Origin of the sequence: Bifidobacterium dolichotidis, assembly GCF_003951975.1 — a bacterium.
In the GTDB taxonomy this organism is placed as follows: Bacteria; Actinomycetota; Actinomycetes; order Actinomycetales; family Bifidobacteriaceae; genus Bifidobacterium; species Bifidobacterium dolichotidis.
Genome location: NZ_QXGM01000002.1, coordinates 304,584 through 316,981 on the forward strand (window position 1 = coordinate 304,584; position 12,398 = coordinate 316,981).

General features: G+C 52.0%; 8 protein-coding genes. 1 reads left to right on the forward strand and 7 read right to left on the reverse strand.

From position 1 onward, the window contains the following. The first annotated feature begins 3 nt into the window (after window positions 1–3). A complete protein-coding gene (locus tag D2E26_RS05115; protein ID WP_125963618.1) occupies window positions 4–1,515 on the forward strand; it encodes a DNA repair protein RadA in 1,512 nt (503 codons plus the stop codon). A 41-nt stretch (window positions 1,516–1,556) separates the two neighbouring features. Here the strand turns inward: D2E26_RS05115 and D2E26_RS05120 are convergent, their stop codons facing one another. From D2E26_RS05120 to nusA, 7 genes are all read right to left on the reverse strand, one after another. Next, the gene (locus D2E26_RS05120; protein ID WP_125963619.1) at window positions 1,557–2,789 is read right to left on the reverse strand and encodes a BspA family leucine-rich repeat surface protein; all 1,233 of its coding nucleotides are present in this window, start codon (window positions 2,787–2,789) and stop codon (window positions 1,557–1,559) included. Between the two features lie 375 nt (window positions 2,790–3,164). Then, a complete protein-coding gene (locus tag D2E26_RS05125; RefSeq protein ID WP_125963620.1) occupies window positions 3,165–4,469 on the reverse strand; it encodes a BspA family leucine-rich repeat surface protein in 1,305 nt (434 codons plus the stop codon). A gap of 574 nt (window positions 4,470–5,043) precedes the next feature. Continuing rightward, the gene (gene ribF, locus D2E26_RS05130; protein WP_125963621.1) at window positions 5,044–6,258 is read right to left on the reverse strand and encodes a bifunctional riboflavin kinase/FMN adenylyltransferase; all 1,215 of its coding nucleotides are present in this window, start codon (window positions 6,256–6,258) and stop codon (window positions 5,044–5,046) included. Window positions 6,259–6,311: 53 nt separating this feature from the next. Further along, a complete protein-coding gene (gene truB / locus D2E26_RS05135) occupies window positions 6,312–7,505 on the reverse strand; it encodes a tRNA pseudouridine(55) synthase TruB (RefSeq protein ID WP_125963922.1) in 1,194 nt (397 codons plus the stop codon). A gap of 20 nt (window positions 7,506–7,525) precedes the next feature. Beyond that, entirely contained in the window at window positions 7,526–8,011 is a 486-nt protein-coding gene (gene rbfA / locus D2E26_RS05140) for a 30S ribosome-binding factor RbfA (protein WP_125963622.1), read from the reverse strand. A 158-nt stretch (window positions 8,012–8,169) separates the two neighbouring features. Next, window positions 8,170–11,055, reverse strand: a complete 2,886-nt coding sequence (infB, locus tag D2E26_RS05145) for a translation initiation factor IF-2 (RefSeq protein ID WP_125963623.1) — start codon at window positions 11,053–11,055, stop codon at window positions 8,170–8,172. Between the two features lie 223 nt (window positions 11,056–11,278). Further along, on the reverse strand, window positions 11,279–12,349 hold the full coding sequence (nusA, locus tag D2E26_RS05150) for a transcription termination factor NusA (protein WP_125963624.1): 1,071 nt from the start codon (window positions 12,347–12,349) through the stop codon (window positions 11,279–11,281). Window positions 12,350–12,398: the final 49 nt, after the last annotated feature.

The window sequence follows — 12,398 nt, forward strand, 5'->3', positions numbered from 1 at the left end:
ATTATGGCTAAGTCGAACGTGCAATATGTGTGCTCTGAATGCGGTTGGGACAGTCCAAAATGGGTTGGTCGTTGCCCAAATTGCGGGCAATGGGGCACGGTTGAAGAATTCCATGAACCAAAAGCTGCTTCAACAACACATGCTCGAACAGCTGCTCCTGGTCGCACGGCTCGCACAACAGCAGCTTCTGTAGTCAGTGCGCAGAGCGAAGCCACGCCAATTACCGAAGTCACAACCGAGTCAGTAACTCGCCTTGCTACGGGTTTCAGCGAATTTGATCGCGTACTCGGTGGCGGTATTGTGCCAGGATCCGTTGTGCTTATTGCTGGTGAGCCAGGCATTGGTAAATCTACGCTGTTGCTCGAAACCGCTGGCAATATTGCACGCGATGTGGCGCATAATGCCTCCGCCGCACGTAACGCAGATGCACAATCCGCACGTAACGCAGATGCTGACGAACAGTCTCGCTCAACTGTGCTCTATATTTCTGGTGAGGAATCGCAAGCCCAGATCCGTCTGCGTGCATCGCGTATTAACGCCGTCGAGCCAAATTTGCTGCTTGCCTCGACCACAGATCTGTCCACTGCCCTAGCGCTTATTGAGCAGCACAAGCCTGCGCTTGCCATTGTTGATTCGGCACAGACGATTGTGTCGCAAGATGTTGATGGCATTTCTGGCGGTTCCACTCAGGTGCGCGAAGTTGCGAGCGCCTTAATCGACACCGCTAAGCATTTTGATATTCCTGTTTTTCTGGTGGGTCACGTTACGAAAGACGGCCAGATTGCTGGTCCTCGTACGCTCGAACATTTGGTTGACGTCGTCTGCCAGTTCGAGGGTGACGCTCAGACGGCACTGCGCATGTTGCGCGCCGTCAAGAACCGTTTCGGTCCTACTGACGAGGTCGGCTGTTTTGACATGTCCGGCGAGGGTATTGAGGAAGTCACTGATCCTGCAGGACTCTTTTTATCTATGCCAACGAGTGATAGCAATTCTGAAAGTTCCAATGCTGGTGACGTTTCTATTGACGGTACCTGCGTCACGATGACGCTTGACGGCCATCGCTCCTTGCCTATTGAAGTACAGAGCCTGGTAACCAATTCTGTGTTACCAACACCTCGTCGCGCTACAAACGGTATTGATACGAGTCGTTTAGCCATGCTTGTTGCTGTGCTGTATCGCCATGGCGGCATTGCGTTGCTCAATAACGACTTGTATGTGTCGACTGTGGCTGGCGGCGTTGCTAAAGAACCAGCTTGCGATCTTGCCATTGTTGCGGCGTTAGCGAGCGCAGCAAAGAAGAAACCAATTGCACGTACAACGTGTGCTATTGGCGAGATTGCATTAACGGGTCAAATTCGTTCTGTACCGCGTATTGAACATCGCTTACGTGAGGCTGCTCGTTTAGGGTTCACGCGCGCAGTAGTACCAATACTGCGTAAAAAAGTGTATATTGATGGACTCCAGATTATTGAAGTTGCCACGATTAAGGATGCAATACAGGCACTGCTGAAGTAATCAAGTTTGCGTCGTATACCTTGTTCATACAGCGACACTGGTTATACGACGCGAACAAGCGTTACTGGTTCCCAACTTGCAGAGCCATCTTCATTGGCCCATTGCTCCCAGTTTTGTGTTTTCTCATTGGCGCAATCGCTCAGTTTGCCACGCCATAGTGTTCTCATCGACGATGGCAACACACCCGGTTGTATGCCATGGAAGGCAAGTAAACGATGCATGGCCTCGTGCGGCATAGTGATGGAATCTACACCGGTATCGCCGAATATATATTGCACATTTTCTGCATTGGATATATTACCTAAGGCGAGTCTGCCCAATTTCAGATTGGTCAGGCCATAGTCTTCGTAGAACATGTATTGTGCTGTCTCTAAACGCTGTGGCAACATCTTCGTTAAATCTAGCTGCCGTAAATTCGTGCAATGACGGAACATACTATTGGCATCGGTAAGATTTGGCGTCCGTAATAGCCATTTCACATTGTAAAGATCTGTGTCATCAGCAAACATGAATGTTGCATGTTGAAGGTTATAGGCGTCTTCCCAAGGCACAACTACATCGTGCAGATCATCAGATTCAGCAAGCATATATGAGCTATCGGTTATGTTATGCCAGAACGTAATATGCGATAGATCGATTTGCGTTGCTAGTGTGCCTCGATACAAATCTCGTACGTCTACGAGTTGGTCGTCAATATAGAAGTCTTCAAATTCGGAACCATCAAGTTGTGTTTCGCTACACATGCCTTGTAAAGAAACAACATCCGTATGCATCTGGGTTGTATCAATGTTGCCCAGTCCTTGCACATGCTGCAATGAATGCGCTTGTTTAAAGAGTGACTGTAATGACTGCGCATACAGAACCGTTATGGTGTTGTCGATAATAATCGTTTGTACATTACGTCGTATAGCTGCTGTGGAGTCTTTCCCGAGTAAATTTTTGCCTGGAACGGTGGCATCACATGCTCCTGCATGAGCCAGATGCATGGTTCTTGTACTCGAATCGTACGTCCAGGTGCAACCTCCCCACTTGCCTTCGGTCACTGCCCGAGCTGGCGCTTCTTCTGTATTAATCTGTTGTACAGGTAATACATTGGATGATTGTGCTGGATCCTGTTCCACTCTTAACGCATGCTGATTCGAGTCAACACCAAGTTCATCGGATGGAGTCAAGCTCTGTGCATGCGCAGAACCACATATCATGGCGCTCAATACCATCGCTGCACTGACTACACCCATAGCGACTTTGCTCAGTAACGACGAATGAGTTTGCATAATAATCTCCCACAGCCGTTCTCATGTTCATTGCCGATATATCCCTGATATATTGCTGATATACCCGGTCAATATAGTTCTTTGCGTAATGTATTCGTCCTCTTTGGCAACGGTGTCTGAATTCAGACCCTTCTCACTTCAATATAAAGACCAAATATTGGTGAAGTCAACACCAGTTCAATTCCCGATCACGCATTTTGAACGCAAGATAAGCAGTACATAAAAAGTTGGTTATCACATGCGCATTACGCCTTATAGCCCTATATAGCAAAATAATGGGGTTATGCACGATTGCTCGTACATAACCCCATTACTCCCCGTGTGATTTAAACGCTATAAGTATTTATGCGCACATTGCACCGCATTACGATTTATTTACTGTGCGGTGGTCTCGAGATCCACGTTATCGGCAAGCTCCAGAGTGATCTCTTCATGAGGATCCTCTGTAGTGAAGTTGCTCCACGTCCACCACAGCAGAGTCATATACTTGCTCGTCACTGGGTTATAGGCACGCCACATGGTCCTCGTCGTTGCTGGGAAATCAGGAGCTGCTTCCGTGCTATAGAATGTAGCCTGATTCAGGCTCTTAACAGCGCTAGTCGTCAGGTTCAGCTCACGCACAGGCGAATTCAGGAACATATTATCTGCAACTGTACTTCCCTTTACGCCGGTATCAATACCAGACAGCGTCATATCGCCCAGATCAACGACCTGCAGCTTCGAGCAGTCAGCAAATGCTCGCTTCGTCACAGCAATGTTTTCAGCCTTCATCTTCGACAGATTCAGGTGGTCAAGTTCCTTGCAGCCATCGAACATCGATTCCATTGTCTTGGCATTTGGCGTCTTCATACGCCAGTCAACACTGTTCATCTCAACGTCGCCAGCAAACATAAAGGCCATATCAGTGAGCTTGTTTGCCTGAAGTGGTGGAATCTCTGCCTTCTTCAGATATTCCATGTCCTGGAACAGGCCCGTTGCCTTCGTTACCTTGTCGAATGGCATATTCGTAATATCGATGTTACGAGACGAAGAATTGCTAAACATTCCGCTAATGTTGAGCGTCCTATCGCCCACATTCAGATTCTCGAAATCAGCAAACTGATAATTCGTACCTGCAAACATTTCCGAAAGATCGATTTCTGTAACCTGTGAAGTGACCTTCGAGAAATCGAACTTATCCATACCAGTCAAATTCTTGAAGTTCGAAGCATCGCGGAACATACCCGACAGCTGCTTTGAGTATCCAACGTGCACCGTGTGTTCCACACGCATCGATCGGATAGCATGACGCGTTGCCCTCTGAGTATCGTTCTGATCGAGGAACAAGCCATCGCTTGGTGTCAGAATGCACTCATGATCTGGTGCAAGAACCATCTGACCTGTGACTCGATCAAGCTTCCACGAGCACCTATCTTCATCATTTACAGTAGGGTTCGAATCTTTACCCCACACGCCAGATGACTTAATGACGCCCAGTGGGCCTGTCGTGGACTTAGCATTTTCAGAAGTTTGCTGTGCTTGGTTGTCTGCTGCTGAAGAATTTGCATTGGCGCTTCCCGTAGCAAAAGCGGTAGTTGCGAGCAGTGCGCTCACAGTCAGAGCAAGGCCCTTCTTGAACTTAGAGAACTTAGCGATCATTTTTAAATTTCCTTCTTCTTCTGCATCTCTCTGGAAAAACATGGACTAGCTGTTGACGTCGCACCATATATACGACATCATTCAACTGTTCATATAAAGACCAGCATTAATGCATATAGTTGTGTTTCAATATCGACAATAAATGTTCGATTATTACACAGCTCAAACGTTAATTATTTAATAATGAATATTAAGCTGCACCCAGCTTGTAGCGCCCCGGTATTCATTTTCCATACTTAACGTTCAATATTGAGTTGTGTGTGATGCCTTTTGTGTAGGCTCAGTAAAGACTATAAAGAGACCTTCACGAAAACACCAGATGCTGTCCGTATTTTAAGACTAAAACGTACATTTACTCTTCTAAATAGAAGTAAATAATCCGCTTATAAAACGTTGTAATGTTAAACGTTTTCTAATGTTTTCAGCGGTTTTCTAGTCTGTCCTCGAACCAGCAAGCACGCATCAAAAAACTCCTTAGTCCTTCTTGTTCTCGGACTAAGGAGTTTGTATGTCTCACTCTTATTCACGCAGCAATTATGTGCTCTGCTACCTATTTATTCGACAGTTGTGTGCTGAGCTACCGATTCACTGAGCAGCCATTCACTCAGCTATGCAATCACTCAGTGCCGTTCTGCGTGCAAATAGCAAGCGTTTGTTCAACGTTATGCTGCAATGCGGCCTTGAGCTGCTCAGAAGAGTCAAACTTCACCTGAGGCCTCAAGAACTGAGCGAATTCCACACGTACGCGGTGACCATACAGTTCCAGCCAATCATCGGTTACTGCGTAAGCCTCAAGAACGCGCTCATGCAGGCCAGTTTCCTCGCTGTATGTTGGCTTGGTGCCAATCGAAATAGCTGCAGGCCAGCGACGAAGCTCTTCAGCAGATTCGGTTTCTGCGGTTTCCGCGGTATCGGCAGCTTCTGCGGTATCGGCAGCTTCACCCAAGTCCACAAGCCAACCGGCATACACACCATCAGCAGGCATATAACCCTCAATATCGTCCACATTGGCCGTTGGGAATCCAAGCGTACGACCGCGCTGCTCACCATGCACAACTTCACCCTGCACGCTGTGCATGCGTCCCAGCAGCTCATTTGCTTCTGCAATGCAGCCGCTATTGAGCAGGAATCGGATATTCGTGGAGCTCCACTCGCGCACCAGCTTGGCCTGACGCTTCTTACTCCAAGCACGGAACTCGGCCTTAGTCATGGTGGCACGAGGATCACTTGGTTCACTCTTACCTGCGAGCACATCAGCCGCAAGTCCCTCAAGCTTCATTGGCACACGCGTCGTGCCAGGACCACAATCATCAACAACGTCGAGTTCGAACGTACCCGTGCCTTCAGCGACCATATTGATTCGTTCGATAGTGCCCTTACGCTCAGCACCCAGCGCTGCATCCTTACCGAGTACCAGCGTACGCATACCAAGCTTGCCAACGAGATTGCCGAGGAACGACAGATACGTCTGCTGTGCGAAAGCCATCGTGTAATGCACCACAATGGCCACGTCAATACCCATCTCGTCAAGCAGCTCGAGCCTACGATCTACGCTCATCAGCATGTCTGCATCGTGCACATCTGCTGGTACGTCTGCACCGTCGTGCTGTTTGGCATAGGCGTGAGCAAAGCCTGGCCTTGGCTCGAACATAATGACGACCGAGAACAGATCGAACTTATGTGCGGTCTCCAGCACGCGTTCAAGAACAGCTTGGTGGCCACGGTGCAGTCCGTCGAACGCACCAATCGTCACAACACTCTTGCGTTCACGGTCCAGCAACGGCCAATCAACACTTCCGTTAGCTGCAGGATTCAAACGATACGTTTTCATGAGTTGGGGCTCCTCAAGTGAGTGGGGTTTATTGTGCGTTGCTCTATTGTTTATTACTGAATTGCTGCAAAAACAGTTTGTGGCTTCGTATGTTTACCACGTGCTGGTTCGACGAGCGCGACCACATCATTTCCAGCAGTAATAGCTGCAGCAAGAGGCACGTTCAGTGGCTGATCGAGCCACTGGCCATGACGCAACTGCGTTGCTTGTTCTTCAGTAATGTCAAGCACTGGTAACGCTTGACGTACGGCCTGGGCCATAGGAATAACGAGTTCAGGCAAACGCTGCTCATCAGCAGCATCCACACGAGCACGCTGACGGCTCATCGTCTGACCTTCACGATTCGTGAATTCGTGCACCTCGGTATAAGCATGCACAACGTGGGCAGTGTCATCGAGCGTGTACTCACCTACTGCCAAACGGCGCAGCATTACTAGATGTGCGCCACAATGCAACGCTTCACCAAGATCACGAGCAAGCGCTCGAATATACGTTCCAGCAGAACACGTCACCTGCACATCAACATCAAGTACTGGAGTACCATCAGCAGACTGTGTTTCACGTGACGCAAGCACGTCAAATGCACGAATCGTAATCGGGCGAGCTTCGAGATGTACCTCTTTGCCTTCTCGTGCTAAATCGTAAGCACGACGACCATGCACCTTAATAGCCGAATAAGTATTCGGTACTTGCTCAATATCGCCTACGAAATGATCAGCAATGCACTGTCGTACTGCATCAAGCGTTGGCAGTTCATCAGCTGAAGCAACTGATGAAGTGACCTCGCCTTCTGCATCATCAGTCGTCGTGGCCTGGCCAAAGCGAATTGTGGCCGCATACGTTTTACTGTGCTCCACAATAACGTTGAGCAACTTCGTGCAGTCGCCATAGCCAATAACCAGTACACCCGTTGCCATTGGATCAAGTGTGCCTGCATGGCCAACCTTCTTCGTATGCAACGCATGGCGCATCATCGCCACAATATCGTGGCTTGTTACGCCCTGTGGCTTATCAACAACGACAACACCTGCAGCAGGCAGCGCAGCCACACTTAAGGCATCTGCCTTACGTGCGGGAGTTTGAACATCTGCCTTACGCGCGGAAGAAGATGTAACAGCCTTACGTACGGAAGTTGATGCAACTGCATTAAGTGCGGGAGTTGACGCATCGGCCTTACGTGCGGAAGATGATGCAACTGCATTACGTGCGGGAGTTGACGCAGCGGCGTTATGTGGGGTTTGTTCCATAGATGGCATATGGCGGGAGGTCACTCTTCGACTTCGACGACGACGTCGTCCATTGGCTCGTCGTCATCATCGTCATCGTCACGACGGTATGGATCGGCTTCGCCTGCGTACTGTGCGTTTGCACGCATACGTGCGAGCTCTTCATCGCGCTTACGAGCGACCATCAGAATATCGTCGATCTCGTGTGCCTCGCCTGGCACCTTATCGAAGATGAACTGCAGCTGTGGCGTCAAGCGCAGACCAGCCTTGCGGCCAACGAGCGAACGCAGACGACCCTTTGCCTGGTTCAGTGCTTCCTGAGCGCGCTTACGAGCGCCTTCTTCGTGACCTTCAGGACCAAGCGTCGTCCAATACACCTTGGCGAGCTGCAAATCGTTCGTAACCGTCACATCGGTAATCGTCACGTTAGCGAGGCGCTTATCGTGCAACGTCGACTCCATATTCGAAGCAATAACGCGCTGAATCAGTGCTGCGATTCGTGCAGCCCTTGGATTGGTTCCCTGCATTGGAGCCCCTTTACGTTTCGTTCTGCAATAGTTCTCGCTGTTGCAGAAATAAATAAATTACAAAGCCTATAAACAAGCCTAACGCTACTTGCGCCAGACATGCAGGCAGCCGCCCGCCGAAAGTGGACGGACGGCTGCTAGCGAATAGAACGCAACAATTACTTGCGCTCGATTTCACGCATTTCGAACGTTTCGATGATATCGCCGATCTCGATGTCGTTGAACGTGCCGAGGTTGATACCTGCCTCGTAGCCTTCGCGGACGGACTGGACGTCGTCCTTGAAGCGGCGCAGCGAGGAGATCTCGAGGTCGTTGACCGTAGCCACACCGTTGCGCAGAATACGAGCCTTCGTACCGCGCTTGACCTCGCCGTCCTGAACCATAACACCAGCGATGTTGCCGAACTTGGACGAACGGAAGATCTCGCGAATCTCGGAGTGAGACGTCGTGACCTCTTCGTACTCAGGCTTGAGCATGCCCTTAAGCGATGCTTCGATATCTTCAATAGCCTTGTAGATAACCGAGTAGTACTTGATCTCAACGCCCTCGCGCTCAGCAAGGTCAGCCACCTGGCGGTTTGGACGCACGTTGAAGCCGATGATAACAGCCTTGTCAACAGTTGCAAGGTTGACATCGTTCTGCGTAATTGCGCCGACGCCGCGGTGAATAACCTGAATGCCGACTTCGTCGGAGACTTCGATCTTCATCAACGAATCTTCAAGGGCCTCAACCGAACCAGAAGAATCACCCTTGATGACGATGTTGAGCATGTCGATCTCGGACTTAGCGAACTGTTCCTTCAGGCTCTCGAGCGACACAATCTTGCGACGCTTTGCGAGCTGAGCAGCACGCTCGGTTGCCTGACGCTTTTCAGCAATCTGGCGAGCCGTACGATCATCTGGAGCGACGAGGAACAGGTCACCTGCCGTTGGAACGCTCGTCAGGCCAAGCACCTGAACAGGCGTCGATGGACCAGCGGCTTCCATGTTCTGACCATATTCGTCGAGCATTGCACGGACGCGGCCGTACGAAGTACCAGCCACAATCGAGTCACCGATGTGCAGCGTGCCCTGCTGCACGAGCACGGTAGCCACAGCACCGCGGCCCTTATCAAGGCGAGCTTCGACCGTTGCACCACGAGCATCCATATCTGGGTTTGCACGCAGATCAAGCTCAGCGTCTGCAGTCAGCAGCACAGCCTCAAGCAGCTTGTCAACGTTCGTGCCCTGCTTTGCAGAGATATCGACGAACATCGTGTTGCCGCCGTACTCTTCTGGCACCAGACCGAACTCAGTGAGCTGACCGCGCACCTTCTCTGGGTTAGCGCCAGCCACATCGATCTTGTTAACAGCCACAACGATTGGCACGTTAGCCGACTGAGCGTGGTTAATAGCTTCAACAGTCTGAGGCATAACACCATCATCTGCTGCAACGACGAGGATTGCGACGTCGGTCAGCTCGGCACCACGAGCACGCATAGCCGTGAAGGCTTCGTGGCCTGGCGTATCGAGGAACGTGATACGACGCGTTTCACCGTCGAGCTCCACAGACACCTGGTATGCACCGATGCGCTGCGTAATGCCGCCAGCCTCGCGAGACACGACGTTCGACTTACGAATCGTGTCGAGCAGGCGGGTCTTACCGTGGTCAACGTGGCCCATAACGGTAACGACTGGTGGACGAGGCTTAAGATCCTCATCTTCCTGAAGCTCTTCCTCTTCAAGGTTGATGTCGAACTGCTGCAGCAGCTCCTTATCTTCCTCTTCTGCGGAAACGATCTTGATGTTCCAGCCGATTTCCTCACCGAGGATCTGGAACGTTGCTTCGTCGAGCGACTGCGTAGCCGTAGCCATCTCGCCCAAGTGGAACAGCACGGTCACGAGAGCTGCTGGGTTGACATTGATCTTCTCTGCCAAATCAGCGAGCGAAGCACCCTGACGCAGGCGCACAGTCTGGCCATTGCCAGTAGGAATGCGCACACCGCCAATGACTGGTGCTTTAATCTCTTCGTACTCATGCTTCTTAGCGAGCCTGTTCTTACGAGCCTTCGAGGACTTGCCGCCCTGACGACCGAATGCACCTGCAGCGCCACCGCGACCGCGACCGCCGCGCGATGGACCGTTGCTTGGACCGTGGTTGAAGCCACCCTGGCCGCCACCGAACCTGCTACCGCCGGAACGAGAGCCGCCCGCATTTGCGCCTTGACCTGGACGGTTACGTCCCCACTGGCCTGGCCTTGCGCCGCCGCCCTGACCTGGACGACCACCACGGAAGCCACCACGGCCGCCGCCCTGACCTGGACGACCACCACGGCTGTTGTTCACCGTTGGGCGAGCCATTGGATGTGGACGTGGAATATCGCCTGGCGTAGGCGTATGCATGCCCTGCTTACGGCTGAATGGATTGTTACCAGGACGTGGTGCATGTGGACGTGGGCCTGAACCCTGCTGACGGCCGTGACCATTGCCACCCTGACCGTTCGAGTTCTGACCGTTACGACCGCCATTGCGACCTGGACGTGGGCCTGGCGTTGGAGCTGCAGAGCGGCGGGAGCCTGGCTTTGCAGAACGTGAAGAATTACGTGCGGCAGCAGCATGTGCAGCCGATGCATGTGCAGCTGCTGGCGTTGGAGCAGCTGGCGTTGGTGCTGCAGGCTTTGCAGCTGGCTTAGCAGGAGCCGGCTTAGCCGTTGCTGCTGGCTTAGCGGCAGGCTTAGCTGGAGCTGGCTTAGCAGCCGATGGCTTAGCTGCAGGCTTTGCTGCTGGCTTGGCAGGGGCTGGCTTTGCAGCATGATGTGCTGCACCTGGCTTGGCTGCGGTGTTTGCGCTGTTGTGCTTCTTAGCAGCAGGCTTTGCAGCTGGCTTAGCTGCTTCTGCGGCAGCACCGTCCTGTGGGAACGCAGCCTTCAGGCGGCGCACCACAGGTGCTTCCACGGTGGACGATGCAGACTTGACGAATTCACCCATATCCTTGAGCTTCTCAAGGACCGCCTTGCTGCTTACGCCAAGTTCCTTGGCGAGTTCATATACGCGTGCTTTTGGCACTCAATTTCTCCTATCTCAAGCCGCGTACATGTTTTCGCGGCTGCTATTTTCTCACGGCGAGCTTGCTTCGTCTCATCGTGCAACCATGGTAGGAATACCTCTTTTCGACTACCGTTTCAGGGGTTTAGCCCCTGTCACGGGTTCCACGCCAAGCATACTCATGACGGTGGATGTCGAGAGCTGTCGTCGGCTAATGCCGAAGGCTTTTGGAAGTCCTAAGGAATCAGTCTTCCTGAGCTGGTGCTTCAGCCTTGTCTTCAGCCTTGCTTTCAGCCTCAGCCTTCAGTGCAGCTTCGTGTGCTTCCACAGACTCGATACCGATCTTCCAGCCGGTCAGCTTTGCAGCAAGACGTGCGTTCTGGCCTTCCTTGCCGATTGCAAGCGACAGCTGGTCATCGTGAATGTAAGCGACTGCAGTGTTGTTCTTCTCGCTAATGACCTGAACACCCTCAGCGTTAGCTGGGGACAGTGCCGAAGCGATGAACTTTGCTGGATCAGCGGACCAATCGACAATATCGATCTTCTCGTTGCCGAGGTTCTCCATAACGGCGCGAACGCGGGAGCCGCCAGGGCCGATCAGAGCGCCCTTAGGGTTGACACCATCAGTGTTGGCGCGCACTGCAATCTTCGTACGAGCGCCAGCCTCACGAGCGATGGCCATAATCGACACAGCACCCGAAACAAGTTCTGGAACTTCACGCTCGAACAGCTTGCGCACGAGTTCTGGGTGGGAACGGGACACGACGATTTCTGGGCCGTGCACACCGCGGTTGACGTTCACCACGTACACGCGGATGCGCTCACCGTGGCGGTAACGCTCGCCTGGAACCTGCTCACGACGTGGCAGCAGAGCCTCAACATCACCAACAGCCACGTGCACGTTCGAAGCATCCTTAGCGTCCTGCTGAATGATGCCCGTGATGAGCTTGCCCCTCTGGCCGGAGAATGCACCGAAAATACGGTCATCTTCTGCGTGACGGAACAGCTGCGTAATGACCTGGCGAGCGGTTGCTGCAGCCAGACGGCCGAAGTCGCGTGGAGTATCGTCGTATTCTTCACCGAGTTCAATGTGACCGTGTGGGTCCTCTTCGGTTGGCTCAACGCGAATTTCATCGCGAGCCCAGATAGTAAGTGTGCCGGCGCGGTCGTCGAGTTCGACGCGCACGTGCTTTGCGGCCTTCGGAGTCTTCAGGTATGCCAGACGAAGGGCCTCTGCCAATGCTTCGTCTACAGTTTCGGCGTCAATACCTTGTTCTTTAGCGAGCTGATGGATTCCAACGAGATTGAGTTGCATCCCGTCCTCCTGTGTCATGTTCAGTTATGCGTTCAATTATTAGCGTCTT